The organism is Marinobacter sp. AC-23 (assembly GCF_001858325.1).
Lineage (GTDB): Bacteria > Pseudomonadota > Gammaproteobacteria > Pseudomonadales > Oleiphilaceae > Marinobacter.
In genome coordinates this window covers 148,384-166,941 of record NZ_MBPP01000006.1, presented here as the reverse complement: position 1 = coordinate 166,941, position 18,558 = coordinate 148,384, and the positions used below count along the sequence as shown (strand labels likewise).

Annotated in this window: 17 protein-coding genes and 1 tRNA gene; 7 read left to right on the top strand and 11 right to left on the bottom strand. The window is 54.1% G+C overall.

Going from position 1 to position 18,558, the window contains the following annotated elements:
- Window positions 1-175: 175 nt before the first annotated feature.
- From acnD to BCA33_RS04265, 10 genes are all read right to left on the bottom strand, one after another.
- A complete protein-coding gene (gene acnD, locus BCA33_RS04305; RefSeq protein WP_071263673.1) occupies window positions 176-2,788 on the bottom strand; it encodes a Fe/S-dependent 2-methylisocitrate dehydratase AcnD in 2,613 nt (870 codons plus the stop codon).
- Window positions 2,789-2,868: 80 nt separating this feature from the next.
- Window positions 2,869-3,999 (bottom strand): 2-methylcitrate synthase, encoded by a 1,131-nt coding sequence (gene prpC, locus BCA33_RS04300; RefSeq protein WP_071263671.1) that lies wholly within the window; start codon window positions 3,997-3,999, stop codon window positions 2,869-2,871.
- Window positions 4,000-4,085: 86 nt separating this feature from the next.
- Window positions 4,086-4,976, bottom strand: a complete 891-nt coding sequence (gene prpB, locus BCA33_RS04295) for a methylisocitrate lyase (RefSeq protein ID WP_071263669.1) — start codon at window positions 4,974-4,976, stop codon at window positions 4,086-4,088.
- 16 nt (window positions 4,977-4,992) lie between these two features.
- The gene (locus BCA33_RS04290; RefSeq protein ID WP_071263667.1) at window positions 4,993-5,673 is read right to left on the bottom strand and encodes a GntR family transcriptional regulator; all 681 of its coding nucleotides are present in this window, start codon (window positions 5,671-5,673) and stop codon (window positions 4,993-4,995) included.
- Between the two features lie 119 nt (window positions 5,674-5,792).
- Complete coding sequence (locus BCA33_RS04285) at window positions 5,793-7,379, bottom strand: glucan biosynthesis protein (protein ID WP_083394627.1); 1,587 nt, start codon at window positions 7,377-7,379, stop codon at window positions 5,793-5,795.
- A 69-nt stretch (window positions 7,380-7,448) separates the two neighbouring features.
- Window positions 7,449-8,297, bottom strand: a complete 849-nt coding sequence (locus BCA33_RS21305; protein WP_254774173.1) for a hypothetical protein — start codon at window positions 8,295-8,297, stop codon at window positions 7,449-7,451.
- On the bottom strand, window positions 8,242-9,552 hold the full coding sequence (gene mdoH, locus BCA33_RS21300) for a glucans biosynthesis glucosyltransferase MdoH (RefSeq protein WP_254774172.1): 1,311 nt from the start codon (window positions 9,550-9,552) through the stop codon (window positions 8,242-8,244). Before mdoH ends, BCA33_RS21305 begins: the two co-directional genes overlap by 56 nt.
- Window positions 9,545-9,859 carry a hypothetical protein gene (locus BCA33_RS20170; protein WP_071263666.1) on the bottom strand — a complete coding sequence of 105 codons (315 nt, stop codon included), beginning with the start codon at window positions 9,857-9,859 and terminating at the stop codon, window positions 9,545-9,547. The genes mdoH and BCA33_RS20170 overlap by 8 nt, the downstream gene beginning before the upstream one ends.
- Window positions 9,860-9,907: 48 nt before the next feature.
- Window positions 9,908-11,461 (bottom strand): glucan biosynthesis protein G, encoded by a 1,554-nt coding sequence (locus BCA33_RS04270; protein ID WP_254774171.1) that lies wholly within the window; start codon window positions 11,459-11,461, stop codon window positions 9,908-9,910.
- Between the two features lie 87 nt (window positions 11,462-11,548).
- Complete coding sequence (locus tag BCA33_RS04265; RefSeq protein WP_071263664.1) at window positions 11,549-12,703, bottom strand: ShlB/FhaC/HecB family hemolysin secretion/activation protein; 1,155 nt, start codon at window positions 12,701-12,703, stop codon at window positions 11,549-11,551.
- Window positions 12,704-13,047: 344 nt separating this feature from the next.
- Here BCA33_RS04265 and galU point away from each other — a divergent pair, with 344 nt between their 5' ends.
- The 7 genes from galU to BCA33_RS04235 all read left to right on the top strand — a co-directional run bounded on the left by galU (window position 13,048) and on the right by BCA33_RS04235 (window position 17,801).
- A complete protein-coding gene (gene galU, locus BCA33_RS04260; RefSeq protein WP_071263662.1) occupies window positions 13,048-13,887 on the top strand; it encodes a UTP--glucose-1-phosphate uridylyltransferase GalU in 840 nt (279 codons plus the stop codon).
- An 87-nt stretch (window positions 13,888-13,974) separates the two neighbouring features.
- Window positions 13,975-14,763 (top strand): hypothetical protein, encoded by a 789-nt coding sequence (locus tag BCA33_RS04255; RefSeq protein ID WP_071263660.1) that lies wholly within the window; start codon window positions 13,975-13,977, stop codon window positions 14,761-14,763.
- A 37-nt stretch (window positions 14,764-14,800) separates the two neighbouring features.
- Window positions 14,801-15,640 (top strand): hypothetical protein, encoded by an 840-nt coding sequence (locus BCA33_RS04250; RefSeq protein WP_254774170.1) that lies wholly within the window; start codon window positions 14,801-14,803, stop codon window positions 15,638-15,640.
- Between the two features lie 16 nt (window positions 15,641-15,656).
- The gene (locus BCA33_RS21295; protein ID WP_254774169.1) at window positions 15,657-15,887 is read left to right on the top strand and encodes a hypothetical protein; all 231 of its coding nucleotides are present in this window, start codon (window positions 15,657-15,659) and stop codon (window positions 15,885-15,887) included.
- Window positions 15,888-16,035: 148 nt separating this feature from the next.
- Window positions 16,036-16,965, top strand: coding sequence for a DMT family transporter (locus tag BCA33_RS04245; RefSeq protein WP_071263659.1), 930 nt, complete (start codon window positions 16,036-16,038; stop codon window positions 16,963-16,965).
- Window positions 16,966-17,039: 74 nt separating this feature from the next.
- Window positions 17,040-17,116, top strand: a tRNA-Val gene (locus tag BCA33_RS04240).
- A 220-nt stretch (window positions 17,117-17,336) separates the two neighbouring features.
- The gene (locus tag BCA33_RS04235; protein WP_071263658.1) at window positions 17,337-17,801 is read left to right on the top strand and encodes a cytochrome c; all 465 of its coding nucleotides are present in this window, start codon (window positions 17,337-17,339) and stop codon (window positions 17,799-17,801) included.
- Window positions 17,802-17,828: 27 nt separating this feature from the next.
- Here BCA33_RS04235 and BCA33_RS04230 read toward each other — a convergent pair whose 3' ends face one another.
- Window positions 17,829-18,512, bottom strand: coding sequence for a cytochrome b/b6 domain-containing protein (locus tag BCA33_RS04230; protein WP_071263656.1), 684 nt, complete (start codon window positions 18,510-18,512; stop codon window positions 17,829-17,831).
- Window positions 18,513-18,558 lie beyond the last annotated feature (46 nt).

Sequence of the window (18,558 nt, the reverse complement as noted above, 5' to 3'; positions counted from 1 at the left end):
CCCCTGCCCCTCTCCCGCGAGGGGAGAGGGGAGCTAAAGGATGACACTGGTGCAACCCCTCACCCGTTGGAGTTGGGCGGGGTAGCACTATGTATCCCTCTCTCCCTGCAGGGTAGCACTATGTATCCCCTCTCCCCCTGCGGGAGAGGGCTAGGGAGAGGGGCAGTCCTTTTCCCTAAACAGCACCTTCCGACTGAAGAAAGTCCTCAGCAAACCGCTGCAGCACGCCGCCAGCGGAGTAGATAGACAACTCCTCTGCAGTATCCAACCGGCAAATAACCGGCACTCGCTCAGAGCTTCCACTTTTACGATGCATGACCAATGTCAGCTTGGCGCCGGGCGCAGCCGTACCTTCCACATCAAAGGTTTCAGTGCCGTCGATTTTCAGGGTTTTCCGCGTGGCGCCTTCTTCAAATTGCAGCGGCATAACACCCATACCTACCAGGTTGGTGCGGTGAATGCGCTCAAAGCCTTCAGCTGCAATGGCTTCAACACCCGCCAGCGCGACGCCTTTTGCCGCCCAGTCACGGGACGAGCCCTGACCGTAATCAGCGCCGGCAATAATGATCAACGGCTGCTTGCGCTCCATATAGGTTTCGATGGCTTCCCACATGCGGGTAACCTTGCCCTCTGGCTCAATACGGGCCAGGGAACCTTGCTTCACTTTGCCGTTCTCATCCAACACCATTTCATTGAACAGCTTGGGGTTGGCAAAGGTAGCACGCTGAGCGGTCAGGTGATCGCCACGGTGGGTTGCATAGGAGTTGAAATCCACCTCTGGCACGCCCATTTTGTGCAGGTATTCACCGGCGGCGCTGTCCATCATGATGGCGTTGGATGGCGACAGGTGATCAGTGGTGATGTTGTCTGGCAGCACCGCCAGCGGGCGCATCCCTTTGAGCTGTTTCTCGCCAACCATGCCACCTTCCCAGTATGGCGGGCGGCGGATATAGGTGCTCATTTCGCGCCAGTCATACAACGGGTTGGTGTTGGCCTGGGCATCGCGAGTGATGTCGAACATCGGAATGTAGACGCTGCGGAACTGTTCCGGCTTCACCGATTTTTTCACGATGGCATCGATTTCTGCGTCATCCGGCCAGATGTCTTTCAGGGTGACCAGGTTACCGTCTTTGTCGGAGCCCAACGCATCTTTTTCGATATCGAAGCGGATGGTTCCAGCAATTGCGTAAGCGACTACCAAAGGCGGTGAGGCAAGGAATGCCTGTTTGGCGTATGGATGAATCCGGCCATCGAAGTTACGGTTACCGGAAAGCACCGCCGTTGCGTATAAATCACGCTCAACAACTTCTTTCTCGATGACGGGATCCAGCGCACCGCTCATGCCGTTACATGTGGTGCATGCGAAGCCCACCACACCAAAGCCTAGATCTTCCAACTCGGGCAGCAGCTCGGCGTCTTCCAGGTACATTTGCACGGTTTTTGAACCCGGTGCCAGAGACGACTTCACCCAGGGCTTGCGGGTGAGGCCCAGTTTGTTGGCGTTCCGTGCAATCAGGCCTGCAGCCACCATGTTGCGGGGGTTGCTGGTGTTGGTACAGCTGGTGATGGCGGCGATGATAACCGCGCCGTCTGGCATTTTGCCTTCTTCCTGAACCCATTCACCCGCTATACCACGCTCAGTCAACTCAGATGTTGGCAGGTGTGCGTGGGGGTTAGACGGGCCCGCAAGTGTGCGGTGAACTGAGGACAAGTCGAACTTCAGAACACGCTCGTATTCGGCAGTTTTGAGATCCTCTGCCCACAGGCCGGTGTGCTTGGCGAAGGTCTCTACCAGTGCCACCTGCTCGTCTTCACGGCCGGTAAGCTTTAAATAGTCGATGGTTTGGCCATCAATGTAGAACATGGCTGCGGTAGCGCCGTATTCCGGTGTCATATTAGAGATAGTGGCACGGTCGCCTACGGTCAGGCTGTCTGCGCCTTCGCCGTAGAACTCCAGGTAGGCACCCACTACACGCTCTTTACGCAAAAACTCAGTCAGGGCAAGCACCATATCTGTGCTGGTAATGCCTGGCTGCAGCTTGCCGGTGAGTTCCACACCTACGATATCAGGCAGGCGCATCATGGAGGCACGGCCAAGCATCACGCTCTCGGCCTCCAGGCCGCCGACACCTACTGAAATAACGCCCAGAGCATCCACCATGGGCGTGTGGCTGTCTGTGCCTACACAGGTGTCCGGGAAAGCAACGCGCTTGCCTTCACCATCGGCACGGGCCTGCACCACCGGAGACATTTTCTCCAGGTTGATCTGGTGCATGATGCCGTTGCCTGGCGGGATAACGTCCACGTTCTTGAACGCGGTTTTGGTCCAATTGATGAAGTGGAAGCGGTCGTCGTTGCGGCGGTCTTCAATGGCGCGGTTTTTCTCGAATGCCTCTTTATCAAAGCCTGCGTGCTCAACGGCCAGGGAGTGATCCACGATTAATTGCGTGGGAACCACCGGGTTTACTTTGGCGGGGTCACCGCCCTTCTCGGCAATGGCGTCACGCAGGCCAGCAAGATCTACCAAAGCGGTTTGGCCCAGAATGTCGTGGCACACCACACGAGCCGGGTACCAAGGGAAATCGAGATCCCGTTTGCGCTCTATGAGCTGTTTCAGGGAATCTGTCAGCGCCTCCGGGGCGCAGCGGCGAACAAGCTGCTCAGCCAATATTCTGGAGGTGTACGGAAGTTTGTCGTAAGCGCCGGCCTGGATGTCTTCCACGGCCTGGCGGGTATCGAAATAGTCCAGATCGGTGCCGGGTAGGGGTTTGCGATAGTTGGTGTTCATCAGGGGTACTCTTATTCAGTTTCCCCTCTCCTTGCGGGAGAGGGTTAGGGAGAGGGGGCAAAAGCAGGCTCTGAAATCGATTATGCCCGCTTATCAATCGGCAGCCACTCAGCAGCCTCAGGGCCGGTGTAATCCGCACTCGGGCGAATAATCCGGTTGTTGGCACGCTGCTCTTTCACGTGGGCTGTCCAGCCCGATACCCGAGACATCACAAAAATCGGCGTGAACAGTTCAGTGGGAATGCCCATGAAGTGATACGTGGAGGCATGGAAGAAGTCTGCGTTACAGAATAGCTTTTTCTCGCGCCACATGACTTCTTCACAGCGTACAGATACTGGGTACAGAACCGTGTCGCCCGCTTCTTTGGATAGCTTTTCAGACCATTTCTTGATGATCACGTTGCGGGGATCAGACTCGGTATAGACCGCATGGCCAAAGCCCATGATCTTTTCCTTGCGAGCCAGCATGCCCATCAAGCCTTCTTCTGCTTCATCCGCACTCTTGAACTTCTGAATCAGCTCCATAGCGGCTTCGTTGGCGCCACCGTGCAGTGGGCCGCGCAGGGTGCCGATGGCACCGGTCACGCAGCTGTGAATATCAGACAAGGTAGACGCACACACGCGCGCAGTGAAGGTGGAGGCGTTGAACTCATGCTCAGCGTACAGAATCAGGGATACGTTCATCACCCGTTCGTGCAATTCACTGGGCTTTTTGCCGTGGAGCAGTTCGAGAAAGTGGCCACCAATAGAGTCCACATCGCTGTCGGTTTCAATACGCACGCCTTCGTGGGCGAAGCGATACCAGTATGTGATGATGGACGGGAACAGAGCCAGCATGCGATCAATTTTATCGTCCTGCTGGCTGAAGTCCTGCTCGGTTTCCAGGTTACCCAGCATGGAGGCGCCGGTTCGCATGACGTCCATGGGGTGGGCGTTTTTCGGAATTTGCTCAAGAACTGTCTTCAGGGCCGCGGGCAACCCTCGCAGGCTCTGGAGCTTTTTCTTGTAGGCGTCGAGTTCCTGCCGGTTTGGCAGCTTGCCGCGCAGCAACAGGTACGCCACCTCTTCAAATTGGGCGTTGTCTGCCAGATCGCTTACGTCGTAACCGCGATAAGCCAGGCCGGTTCCGGTTTTACCAACGGTGCACAGTGCGGTTTCACCAGCTACTTGGCCGCGCAGACCTGCGCCACCTGATTTTTTTGCTTCAGCCATGGGAGCTCTCCCTCTCTATTTAATGATTGACCGGGTTTGGTTAGAAAAACCCGGTGGTCAAAACAATGTGTTATCAGGCTCAATAATCAGCCTTTAGACTGCTGGAACAACTGATCCAGCTTCTGCTCGAAGTCGTGGTAGTTGAGATAATCGTAGAGTTCCATACGGGTCTGCATCAGATCAACCACGTCTTTCTGGTCGCCCTTCTCCAGAATATTCTGGTAAACGGTAACGGCCGCTTTGTTCATGGCGCGGAAGGCGCTCAGCGGGTACAGCACCATGGCAGCTCCGGCGTCACCTAGCTCTTTGCGATTATAAAGCGGCGTCGCGCCAAATTCGGTGATGTTGGCCAGAATGGGCACGTCGCCAAGCGCTTTAGAAAACGCCTCATAGTGTTCCAGCTCGGTAACCGCTTCTGCAAAAATACCATCGGCACCGGCTTCGATGCAGGCTTTGGCGCGATCGATAGCCGCCTCCAGCCCTTCTTTCTGAAACGAATCTGTACGGGCCATAATGAAGAAGTCTTTGTCTACCCGTGCGTCTACCGCTGCTTTAATGCGATCGACCATCTCCTCTTTGGACACAATTTCCTTGTTCGGGCGATGTCCGCAACGCTTTTGGGCAACTTGATCTTCAATGTGGACAGCGGCCGCACCAGCGCGTTCCATTTCACGAATAGTGCGAGCAATGTTAAACGCCCCACCCCAGCCGGTATCTATATCCACAAGCAACGGCAAGTCGGTTGCTGCAGTGATGCGGCGCACGTCTTCAACCACATCGTTCATGCTGGTCATACCCAGATCCGGCAGGCCATAAGAAGCGTTCGCCACGCCACCACCGGAGAGGTAGATAGCCTGGTGCCCTACTTTCTCTGCCATCATGGCGGCGTAGGCGTTGACCGTTCCTACAATTTGCAGGGGCTTGTTGTCTTTCAGGGCCTTGCGGAAGCGCGCGCCCGGGGAGAGCTTGTTCGTCATGCTAATTCCTCTCTTGTCAGATAGTTAAAACGCCTTCCTGAATTTTCTTCTCGATGTTTTTACGAGCGGCGTTGATATGTCTTTTCATCAGAAATTCGGCAAGTTCACCATCGCGCTGAGCAATGGCTTCAACAATACGGCGGTGTTCACCGAGGGCACGATGGGGGCGCCCCGCAGAGGTGCTTAGCCGATAACGGTACATGCGCACCATGTAATACAGATCGCCCAAGAGCATCTGGGCCAGCTTTGTATTCCGGCTGCCAGTCGCGATGCGATGGTGGAAATCGTAATCCCCTTCAGCCTGATAGTAGGCCTGCCCACGGGCTTCGTCGATCATGGTTTCGTGGGTATCGAGAGTGGCTTGAAGGTCGGCGATTTCCTGATCGGTCATACGTTCTGCAGCTTGGCGTGCTGCAAGACCTTCCATGACTTCCCGTATGCGATACAGCTCCACTAGCTCCGAGGCGCTCACAGAGACAACCTTTACACCTGCGTGGGGCCGACGAACCAGAAGTCCCCTGGATTCAAGGCGCCCGAGAGCCTCCCGGAGGGGGCCACGAGTCAGCTCGAAGCGCGAACAGAGTTCCAATTCACCGATTTTGTCACCCGGTGCAAGATCTCCTTTCACGATTGCCGTTTGCAGACAATCAAAGGCTTCATCGGCTCGCGTGTAGGTTTGAGAAGTGATATCCAGCATAGTTTGTCGACAATGTAGACTTGATACTGTCGAAATCTACGCCGGATGCCAGGTATTGTCAACAATCCACGATTTATATTGTCAACAATCCGGCAAAACGAACACCTGGCTTCTAGCCTTCAGTAAAGCTTTCGCTCTGAAACCGGTGGCGGCGTGTACTGGTATACCCAGGTTTCCGTGATTGATTCATCGCCCAAACGCAAATACATACGAATGTTGATGGGCTCTTCAGATTCCCCCGGAACCAAATCAAACATCGCCCGGTACCCATCGATTGCAGACAATGGCCGCGCCGATGTTATTTCCACCTCGCCTCGGCTCACGGTAATAATCGGCTCCACCTCTGCGTTGTCCCCTAGCATGCTCAGTACACCTCCGGCAAAATCCACTGCGAAGCGCCAGGAGAAATACTCACGCTTCTGACCGATGACGCCGCCAAGCCCCGTGCGAGTTGCCTGCACAGTTGCAAGCTCTTGCGGACTAACTGGCGCATGCTCACCCCAATATAAGCGATAAGCAAACAAGTACTCCTGGCCTGGCTCAAGCGGCATCTCTGGGTGCCAGAACGCCACGATGTTATCGAAGGTTTCATCTACCGTAGGGATTTCGACCAGATCGATACTGCCCTTACCCCACTGGCCTTTCGGCTGCACCCATACACTGGGGCGGCGCTCATAGAACACGCCATCGTCCTGATAGTGGTCGAAGTTTCGATCACGCTGCAACAGGCCGAACCCCTGGGGGTTGTTATCACTGAAGCTGTTGAAACGCAGATTGGCCGGGTTTTCAAGCGGTCGCCACAGCCATTCGCCACTCCCGGAAAACATAGCCAGGCCGTCGGAATCGTGAATTTCCTGACGCCAGTCGTAATCCATACGCCGGTTGTTCTCTCCGACCTGATACATGCTGGTCAGGGGCGCAATGCCGGCTCTTTTCATTTCGGTCCGCGGATACAATGCAACGTCGACGTCCATCACCATATTGCTGCCGGGGTCCAGAACAAAAGCATAAGCTCCGGTGGTGCTGGGTGAGTCCAGCAAACCCCACACCCGCATTACCTGGCTCCCCGGTTGCGGTTTTTCCAGCCAATAGGCACTAAACCGCGGAAACTCTTCTTCGCCATTTACTGCAGTATCAATGGCAAGACCGCGGGCGGACATGCCGTACTGCATGTCTGAGCCTACTGCGCGGAAATAGCTGGCACCAAGAAACGCCGCAAGGTCGCGGGAAAAGTCGGTTTGATAATGAAGGCGGAAACCTGCGTAGCCGAGGTCACCAGGCAGGTCTCCGAGCGGCTGCTTGCCTTCGTAATCAAAAAACTCAGGGTTGTAGCGAAGCACAGTGGCCTTACCGTCAACCACTTCGTGAAGGGTAACCGGAGATTGAAAATACAGCCCCAGATGAAACAGCTGTGCCTGAAAGGCGGAGTCGCTGTCGGCCCAAAGCGCATGATCCTTGCGAAACCCGATGGCCTGGTAATCATCCCAGGATAGCTGTTTAAGGGTCTCAGGCAGTTCGCCCTCATGGGAGACGTATGGATGCCCGGCCAGCTCACGGGCGTAGCCTTTTAACCACGCGTAGCTGAACGGCTTCTCACTGTTATCACTAGCAAACTCCGGCTCTTGCGCCCACACCAGAGGTGCCAGTGGCAGCGCGCTAGCGCCAAGCCCTGCTATCAGGGTCTTCATAAGCGTACGTCGGTCCATAGCTTCTCTCCTCCTGTCTACCTCCGCCAGACTCTGCACCAGAAGCTGGCAAGTTCAGTGTATAAAACACTACGTGTCTTTCGTTTGTGCGCTCAGCCGAGCTATGGAACGACCCCAGAAGCTGTCCGGGGGGGCTCGCCAGGCCCCTTCGTGCATCGCACACAGGGACTGCCGATCTCTGGCAATCTGACTCATCTCCGAACGTGAAAGCGCACCTGGCCCCTGGTCAAGACATCGTGCCACGCACGATTCCAGCTCTGCCTTGCGCGAACCATGTCGATGATCCCATGCCAATGCTAGGTGCAGGCGGTTGTGATCAAGCCGCAACACAGCTTGCTCAAGTGGTGTAAGGGTTGAATTAGATGGCTCACGGGAACGATACCAAACGGCGTCTTCGAGTAAGGCCATGGTCTTGCTCTCTTCAGGTATTAGCAAAAGACGACGTTTCCTGAGAGCCTGCCCCAGTGAATTGCGGCTGAGGTAGACGGCGGTAGGCGCAGCCAGAATCAGCGGCAATGCAACGGGCAAAGACCAAAGGAAGAACATGGTATCCAGGCTCCAGGCAAAGGTGGACCATGCCCCCCCAACGAGCATACCGGGCAGCTGAGTGACCAGGGCTTCCTGCCAGCCCGTTTCCTCGGTGCGGTTTTGCCCCGCCCACAGCAGTGAAACATTCAACAACGCAGAGACCACATAGCGACTGTGTGCCCACATACGAAGCGGCGCCAATAGAACCGAAATGACGATTTCCAGCATTACGCTACAGAACAGACGAAACGACCCACCAAAGTCTTTGGTGAATCGGTGAATAACGGCGTCGATAATCGCCAGAAACTTGGGAAAAAACAGCAGCCCCAAGGTACTAAGAGCCAGCCCAAGAGCCCATTCCGGCCGCCATTCGGGCCACAGTGGAAACATCCCTTGATGCCCATCGGGAAAGTATTCGATAGGCATCAAGGTCATATTGGCTGCGGCAATGGTGGTAAGAATCAGAAAACCGAGCCACAAAGGCGAGCAACGTAGGCCATGATGCCGTTGAGAAAAGCCATTCGGTGAGCGAAGCGCAGGCCTGGCTCACGCAACATGACCCACAGGTGCTGCAGGTTGCCTTTCGCCCAGCGGCTGTCACGGGCCAGTTCGTCGGCAAGGGTTGGGGGCGATTCTTCGTAGCTACCTCCCAATCCAGCTCCAGCCAGACTTCATAACCGGCACGCCCCATGAAGGCTGCCTCAACAAAGTCGTGGCTCATAATGGGCCCGCCAAAAATCCCGATGCCTGGCAGCTTGCGCAACCCGCAATGCCTCATGAACGGTTCGATGCGAAGGATGGCATTATGACCCCAGAATGCCGCATCCCCCATCTGGATAGCCGCCAGCCCGCTGGCAAACAGTGTGGAATAAAAACGGTTAGCAAACTGCTGAATCCGGGCAAATAAAGACTGGCCGTTTATGATATTCGGGTTGGTCTGAAGAATACCTACGCCTGGCTCACGCTGCATAAGCCGCACCATGCGGACAATAGTGCTACCGGTCATCAGGCTGTCTGCATCCAGTACCACCATATACTTGCAGCGCTTACCCCAGCGGCGGAGAAAGTCGGCTACGTTGCCGCTTTTGTAGTTGAGGTTCACCGGCCGCCGGCGGTAAAAGACTCTTCCCTCACCCCCAAGTTCTTTCGCCAGTTTGTTCCATGCAACCTGCTCTTCCAGCCAGACGTCGGGGTCCCGGCTATCGGAGAGTATGTAAAACTCAAAGTGTTCGATCTGGCCGGTGCGTTCAATATCTCGGTATACCGCCTTAAACCCGCTAAGCGTCCAGTGCACAGGCTCATGATAGATGGGCAGCAAAACGGCGGTTTTCGCCAAGGGGGTTTTCAGTAATTCTGCATCCGTGTGGCGCTTGAGTATGGAGTGTCGATCACCCCCGAATAGCCTGATCACAAACCCAAACACCGCCGTCCAGAACCCGATGGCTATCCATGCATAAAGAATGGCGAATAGCACCAGCATGCCGATTTCCAGAACCGTGCCACCATGGTATGGCAGCACCCAGAGCAGGTAATAACTCGCAACAGCGGTCTGGCCAAAAACCAACAGCATCAACACAGCGCGTCGCAGGTTGGCCACCATCCGCCACCGGTGCTTCACTGGGCTTTGCGTTGCAGCATTATCCACGGCGACTGTATCCGATACTGCCTCTGCACAGAGAAGGAGCCGATGCGGGAATGCTTGCTTCAGGGAGAGCGAAGTACTCCGGCAGCTTGTCCATGGCATTAGCCAGCAAGCGGTGACCGGCTAATGGTCGGGAGCCTGACGGCTGACCAGAACCAGCATTTCGATCAGCGCTCTCGCCAACCTCAGCCACAGCGTCGTCAATCAGCTGAAGCAACTGCCGGCAGCGATCACTGGTCATTTCAACACCGGCTTCGCACAGATAGTTATACACTCGGCTGAATACTTGCTGGAAGGAAATATCCTCCATGTTGGTCTCCCTGCCCGTTGATGACTGCCTGTTCTCGTTAACAACGTCCTATTGCGGATTTCCACGGAGATCTGTTTTAGGCCCCAACAAGTATGTCCACGTTTCTGTAACGGGTTTGCCATCCTTATTAAGGAAACCTCTCAGCGTGAGCGGCTGCTCTGCCGGAGGCTTTGCGAGAATCGACAGCCGCCACACATCGCTGGCTTCAATGTACTCAACAAAATGCTCGACCACTTCTACGCCCTCGCCACCGCTAACCTGGCTGACAACCGCCGCATCCGGGCGAAGCCCTGCGAGCTCCCCACCCTTAAAGTCAACAATCAGGCGTAAGGCTCCGCTGGATTTATCACCCGCATTGCCTTTACCCACAAACGTCCGCACAGCACGGGCATATGGCTGCCCAGTGATGTCTGGTCCACCAAAGGTTACTGAGTATTTGAAGCGGCGGCTCTCACCCGCTTTCACCGATTGAGCTGGCTTGAAGAACGCAACAATGTTGTCGTTAGACTCGGCACCCGAAGGGATTTCAACGAGCACAACCTCACCCTGCCCCCAGCCTTCATCATTTTCGCCCTCAGGCTCCACCCACATGCTCGGCCGACGATCATAACGAGCTTCGTTGTCCTGAAAGTCATTAAACATTTGGTCCCGCTGAATCAGGCCGAAACCATCAAGACCTTGCACATGATGATAGCTCAACTGCAGTTCCGCCGGATTTACGAGCGGGCGCCACAGCCATTCACCAGCTTTGTCGTCGTGGATCAGCAGGCCATCTGAATCGTGCACCTGCGGGCGCCACTCCCCACGCGGGCGCAAGGTATTGTCCCCGTAGAAAAACATGGATGTAAGCGGTGCCTGCCCCAACTGCTCGATATCGTTTCGGAAAAACATCTGCGCCGTAACGTCCATTTTCGTGCTTTTACCGGGATGAATTTCAAAGCGGTACGCCCCCGTAAGGCTTGCACCATCAAGCAGGCCATACACCACCATGACATCGCTGTTTGCCTTCGGGCGTTCCATCCAGAATTCCGTGAATGCCGGGAATTCTTCACCGGATGGCAGACCGGTATTTACTGCTATGCCCCGTCCAGAAAGCCCAAAGCTCTGATTAGCTCCCACTCCACGAAAATAACTTGCGCCACCAAACACCAGGAATTGGTTCTGGACGCCTTTTCCGGATAACGGATAGGTTAACTTGAACCCCCCATACCCAAGATCGGCAGGAATCCGTTTCGCCAGTTCAGGGTTGGGATAATCGAACTGAGTTTTATCAAAGCCGATCGGGTGCACGCCTTCGCTATCGACAACATGAAGTTGAACCGCCTGGGAGTAAAAGCTGCCCTGCGGAATCATCATTACTTGAAACCGGGATTTTCCAGAGCGCCAAAGGCTATTTTCAGGCTTGAAACGGATCGACTGGTACTCTGCGTAACCAAGATTTCTCAGGAAGTCGGGCGCCTGTGCTGGCTTTTGAAAGGTTTCGCTGGCAAGAGCTTTAGCTTTGTCGGACACATCTTTTAAGCCGAAAGCCTGCGTGTAGCCGGGGATCGTCATCGTAATAATAAAAAGATAAAAAACCGCGGGCAGCCGTGACCCAGTCATCGCAACACTCCATGAAAACCTAACCTCACATGTAACACCCGCGGCACGGGTTGTCTCAAGTGACATATTGGTAAGGAGAATCGGCGACTAAATACCAACCGTAATAGAAAAAGAAAGATCGGGATGAGTAGGCATGAGAAGTGCCGTATTGGAGGCATTAAGCATCTGCCCAAGGCTCATGTCGGCACGAAAGTCTTTGGAGTATAGCTGAAGAGAAATTTCGCCAGTGCTGGTGGTGCCAAAGCGATCAGACTGGGCGGCCGAGTATGGCGCCCAGCCCTGCAGCAAAGAAAACGTAATGGAAGAATTGAGCTCAGATGCAAATGGCCAGTGATAGCCGGGGCTGCGCGCATTCATCCGCAACCAGCCACCTTCAGCCACACGCACAGACTGGCCGTTAAAACCCCGCATCATACCAGGCCCGGCAATGACCAAATGCTCCGACGATGGCAAATCTCCCGGAGCGAACTGATATCGCCCGTTAAGCCCGAGGTTCCAGCTCAGCACTTCCCGGCTGAGAGAAGCTGCGATAGCCAGTTTTTGAAAGCCATCAGCATCATTGCTGTAACCGGAAGCGCTGAAGACCTCTTCAGAATCGAGCCCGCCAACGACGGTTAGCGAAGTGGCTGCGTAAAACCCACCAACCAGCTTTCGCGACGCCTTGCCTTCGAGCCCGAAGCTGGATAACTGATGAGCAGAATTCTCAACCCATACGGCGTCTTCAAAAGCGGTGCTGGTGCCGCTGGTATGAGAAAACACACTGTCTATTTCCATGCCCTGCCATGACCATAAAGACCGGTTGCCCGTCACTCTAAGGTTACGACGCTCCCCACGCGTGTCGTAACGCTGCCCCGAACCGCTTACAGCACCAGAATAATCCCTGTTTTCAAGATCAACCCGGATATCACTGCCCGCCAGTGGAAAAGAGTAACGCAGTGCAAGCGAGGTCGATTCGGCGCTGCCTTCACGGGCTACAGAGTCGCTGAAATCGAGGCCCAGTACGTGCTGGGCCCCAAGCAGATTATTGCTAGTGAGATGGATTCGTCCGTCTGCTCTGTTATTGGTTTGGCTGGAGTTGCCGGAAAACTCAACATGAGAAGCAACGTAACGGGTAACCGACTGAAGAAGGTCCGCAGGATACAAATCCCAAAAAGCGGACTCGGCAGGAGATCGCCCACTGTTCGCTGACACTTGGCCGGCAAGCGTGCCAAAAATCAGAGCTGCGAGCAAAATGCGCCCCACAGAAAGGCCTCTTTGAAGTGAAAAACAGGAATTACGGTTCATTTAAAAACGGCCAAGGGATTCTAAGAAAACACAGCGCCAGAATCTAGTGGCATTTTCTAAAAATTACAATTTTAACATAACTGAAAACAGTAGGTTATAGCGACATTTAAACGTGCTGTATGAGATATAACAGGCATCTTGTCATAACAAGCGTGCCAAAACGAGCGGTTACAAAGCGTAATGAATCCAGACAGCCCTCTCCACTTAAGCGGATAACTTGGTAAACTCGCGAAATTCTATGGAAACTGCCGGCCTGAAGAATCAGCCGTTCGGCTACGAATCCCGACCAAAGGACGAATGCGATGATCAAAAAATGCCTGTTCCCAGTTGCCGGTTACGGCACCCGCTTCCTGCCAGCGACAAAGGCGATGCCGAAAGAAATCCTGCCCGTTGTTAACAAGCCATTGGTGCAATACGGCGTTGAAGAAGCGGCCGAAGCCGGGATTCATGAGTTTGGCTTTGTAACCGGGCGCGGCAAGCGGGCGATTGAGGATCATTTTGACATCAGCTACGAACTTGAGCACCAGATTGCAGGATCAGGCAAAGAGGGCCTACTAACTTCCATTCGCGATCTGATCGACAACAACACCTTTGCATTTACTCGTCAGGTAGAGATGAAAGGGCTTGGCCATGCCATCCTGAGCGGCCGTAACCTGATGGGTGACAACCCGTTTGCCGTGGTATTGGCAGATGACTTTTGTGTTGGGCCAGGCGAAGGCGAAGACGGTGTTCTTGCGCAGATGGTTAAGCTGTATAACCAGTTCCGATGCTCCATCGTTGCCATTGAAGAAGTGCCGGCAGACGAAACTCACAAGTACGGCGTCATAGCCGGCGAGTCCATGAAAGACGGCTTGTACCGCATTACTGACATGGTTGAAAAGCCGGCACCGGAAGATGCTCCGAGCAATATGGCAATCATTGGCCGTTATATTCTCACACCCGATATTTTCGATATTCTTGAGCGTACACCGGCGGGTAAAAATGGAGAGATTCAGATTACCGATGCGCTGCTGGAACAGGCCAAAAATGGTTGCGTGCTTGCATATCAGTTCAAAGGCCGACGCTTTGACTGCGGCAGTATTGACGGGTTTGTAGAAGCTACGAACTACGTGTACGAAAACATTTATAAAAAAGCGAAATAACAGGTAGTCATAGCCACTTGGTGCTCAGGCACCAAGAATCTGCAAAATCATGCGCAGTCGGCTCGTTATCCACCATGGTCCATTCCATTGACTGATGCCCAGGCAGAAGGGTATCGCGGCAATCACTACGAGCCCGTTACCCTACCCCTCAACAACAACGGTCAGTTCACCGTCACTCTTGAAAAGTTTCGCTTTACCCGCGGTGAGGACATACTTGTGGCAGTCTCACTGCAAGGGCCTCAGGTGATGGGCAGATCGCTTCAGGCGACTCTTGAGCGCGCTGAATCACGGGATTCTGTCACCCGCTCAACTCTGGAGCAGGCTGGCGAGGCAGGCTACTACCAAGGCAGCCTGAGCACCGACGAGGATCCTGGTGAATACCGGCTTATCGTGGAGGCAACTATTGATGGAAAGCCCGTGCGACACGCCTCCAGCCTAACAATCGAGCCTTACCTGGGAGACTTCGAAGGCGTTGAAGATGTATACGTCAGCAACAACAACTTGGTTATTCCGGTCGGCTTTTCGCCAGAAACCCCAGGCTTCTATGCATTGTCTGCTCAGCTTTATAACGGGCCGCAACCCGTTGCTCAACTTCTAGCCGAGAAGCGACTTGATGGCACATCAGACACCATGTTGTTAAGAGCTCATGGGACGGTGCTCGCCAACACATCGGTCCATGGCACCTTCCAGCTTCGCAATCTGCAGATACGACAGCTTCCAGCCCAGCCGGGCGACCGCACCCATTACGCTTTCGGCCCTGATGATGGCTACGCCTTTACGCCACCGGATCTTGATGATCTCCATGACACGCCGGCGGCGAATCCCGAATCGGAACAACGTGCAGCTTTGCTGAAACAGATTGCTGACAAGTTCTGATGCAGTACAACAATAATCAAGCAAAGACGGAGCAATCATGACAACAACAAAAACCCGAAATGCCTGTAAAATCGCGCTGGCAACAGCGCTTGCCAGTAGCATGATGGCAGGAACCGCCCAGGCTCAGCTTGCCGGGCACAATGTAATACTCGTTCACGGCTTTCAGCAGGACGATCTTGCAACTCCTCCCGCCAACCTGCAGGCGATTAAAGACGCCGGTGAGGATTATTGGCAGGCATTCTGGCTCTCCCGCTCAGAAGCTCGTATTGACTGGCCAAGCGATGGCCGGGTTGAGGGCACTATTGCGCAGAGGGCGTATGAGCAGGTTCGTGAAATCAGTCAACAAGGGCTATGCAATAACTTTTGTATAGTCGTGTCGCACTCAACCGGCGACTTGGTAACACGATATTTGCTGGAAAATCAGGCGCGCTGGTTGCAGAACGAAGGCCTACCGCCACTGAAAATTCTAGCATCTATCGACTACTCCGGCGCCGGTGGTGGAACTGAGCTCGCTAACCTAGCCATGTCTCTTGCCTACAACCCGACTTGGTATAACTGGGGTTTGCGTGCAGCTGTTCAGGCATTCACCGGTATAGAGCCAAAGCCGAGCAAATTGGGTGTTGTAAACGACCTTCAAACCAACGTGGCCAGAAACCTGGCCCTTAGCCCCAACTCTGTTCCACGACTAAGGTTCGTTGCGGGTGGCTCTTCATATGGCGGCATCACCAAACCGTTCATTTCCGGCACCGACGATGGCGTTGTACCACCACTCAGCCTGCGGTGCCACATCCGCCCAAGGCATAGATTCATGCTCTGGCAGCCTCAGCCTGGCTGGCAAAGTAACCAGCCAGAACGGCCCCGCTGGTCTTTATTATAACCACTACCCGATCTTGATGAATGAGGGCGCAACACACAGCGGTGTGCTGGGCTCAGAAACCGGCAATCTCTCCGTGCCGGTTGTAAATAATACAACCTTGAACGGCCTGCAAGTCGACTTTGCAAGCCGGAGCTACAGTCAGCGCCCTTGGTGGAAGCTCTGGGGCTCTGGAGACCAGTATATTGAAGTACCTGGCTCAGATCAGACTGACATGTCGTCGCTGGTGTACTCTACGCTTAACAACTGACACACCCTGATTTCTTTGCAGTAGGTTTTGCGTAGAAATTCCTTAAAAATACCTCTGGCTCATGGAAGAGCCGCCTTTCTTTTTTAGTTCGCTAACTATACATTGTGGGGTTACCGCCTTTTTTAACCTCTGGTGAAGCCCTTAGCCAATGTCTGACGCCCACAAATCTGATTTGCTTCTTGTTACGGTAACCCTGCTGGCAGCCATTAGCTGGATGTTTTCGAAAGAAGCTGTTTTGCTAATGCCTCCCTTGTTATTTATGGCGGTGCGGTTTCTGATAGCAGGCGGCTTTCTGGCCATAGTCGCCTGGCGTCCTTTGTCACGCCTGAGCCGGGATCAACTAAAACGCAGCGTAGGCGTTGGGCTAGTCTTCGGTGTTGCCATGAGCTTTTGGGTTATGGGGTTGTTTCATGGCACCAGCATGGGCGAAGGCGCCTTTCTTACCAGCCTTGGCGTGCTTATTGTGCCAGTTATCGCTCGCCTGGCTTTCAAAGAGATTCAGCCCGCCAGTACCTGGCTTGCCATTCCAGTGGCCGTAGCTGGGTTGGCCCTGCTCTCCCTCCGCCATGGTTTTCAGCCAGAGCCTGGCCAGATATTTTTCGTAGCAGCCGCTACTATTTTTGCCCTGTACTTTACCTTGAACACCCGGGCCGCCAACCAGCGCACGGCGGTGGATCGTCAGGGCAAAACCATCGAAAAGCCTCGCATTCCTGCGCTACCGTTAACGGCTATCGCGCTGGTTACCGTCGGGCTGGTCACCTTAGTTGAATCTCTGATATTGGAGCCCTGGCAACCAACATTCAGCAGCCCCCCACCACTCTTGATCTGGTGGGTTCTCGCCAGCGCTATCGTGGGAACAGCCGGGCGTTTTCTTGTACAAACCTACGCTCAAAGCCTCGCTACCCACAGCCACGGTGCCGTTATTCTGGTACTTGAACCGGTTTGGGTATCGTTGTTTGCAGCTGGCTGGTTTGGTGAAACCATGACCCCCGTGCAGCTAGCTGGCTGCGGGCTAATATTCACGGCATTGATCGTAAACCGTTGGGGCGCCCTGAGCAAAGCCTCAGAGCATCACTAAGGAAACGACAAACCGGATAAAAGAGGTTGACCAAAAACTCTGGAATCAGTATATTTCGCCCCGTTGCAGAACATAGGACCATAGCTCAGTTGGTTAGAGCGCTACCTTGACATGGTAGAGGTCCCCAGTTCGAATCTGGGTGGTCCTACCACTTCTGCCTGAAAAGTCAGTGACTTACGAGGATCGTGAGAGCTGGCTTTTTTTGTGCCTGCTTTTGTGTCTCAAGCCCTCACCTAGTTCCCGCCAATAACGCCTCAAGGTTTACCGGATCTTTACAGGTTTTCGATGTAAACACGGCCTCAATTATGAAATCATTGGCTTAGGCTTATCGCTTTAGTTGTTTTCATAGATGAGAGAGGAATAAAAAAACCATGTGTAAATCAGGACTTTTTATGGCTTTGGCGTTGAGTGCTGCTGTAGCTACTCCGGCCTTAGCCCAAATGGATGTGGAAGATCAGATTGAAACCCGTCAGAGCGCGTTTACATTTGCTTCATGGAACATGGGGAAAATTAAAGCACAAGCCGTTGATGGTGATGTTGCTTTCAACCAGCAGCAAATGCTGGCTGCAGCCAATTCTATTGCAGCCGTAGCGAACTCGGGATTAGGCGGGCTGTTTGGCCCAGGTACTGCTCTAGACAAGAACGAGAACACCCGGCTTAAACCAGAATTTTTCGACAAACCTGAAAAGGCTCGCGAAGTAGCCATTGGCTTTGCAAAAGCCGCGAACAAACTCCAGGAAGTTGCCAGCACCGGAGACAAAGCCGCATTGGCAGCTCAGTTCAGCGAGGTTGGTAAATCTTGTAAGGCTTGCCACGACGCTTTCCGCGCCGAGTAAGCCTTACACAACCTGCACCTTCGCTGCTCACCAACCCAGATCAGGTGGTGGCGGCGGCGGAGGTGGCAAAACCCCGCCGCTAGCCAGCCAAACTGCAATTCCCGCGACAGCCAACCCAACGACCAGCGCAATCCAACCACCACCTTCACGTTGGTAAGGCGCTGGCTCGCTCACCGCTTTACGCCCGGTAATCATTGGTGCGATGAGGTTGTCTTTTTTCACGAAGGTGTAGAAAACCACCGATGCAGTATGTAGCCCGATCAAACCGTAAATAAACCATTCCGTTAGCTTATGCCAAGATGTAATGGTGTCGTTCCAGCTAGATGAAACCGCGCGGTAAAGCGGCCCGTCAAAGGCGATGGCATCTGTGGCAAACAGCCCGGTAACCGCCTGGAACCCCAATAGTCCAAGCATAGCAATCACCGACAATGCGCCTAGCGGATTGTGCCCTAACCCCTGCCATTCGCCTTTGAGGTAAGCTGCAATAGAAGCGGGCGTTGGCACAAACTCAAAGAACCGGGCGTGTGTAGAACCAACCACACCCCATACCACTCGAAAACTGAGCAGACCTATAACAGTAAGCCCAAATCGTTCATGCCAAACCATCCAGGTACCACCAAGGTTTACGCTAACCAGTGAGCCGGTCACACTAAGTACTAGCAACCAATGAAACAACCGTGTGGGCAAATCCCAAAGGGAAATGGACGTCATCTAAAAGGGCCTCGTTTAATAGTCACTTGCAATCCATCGCGGCAGA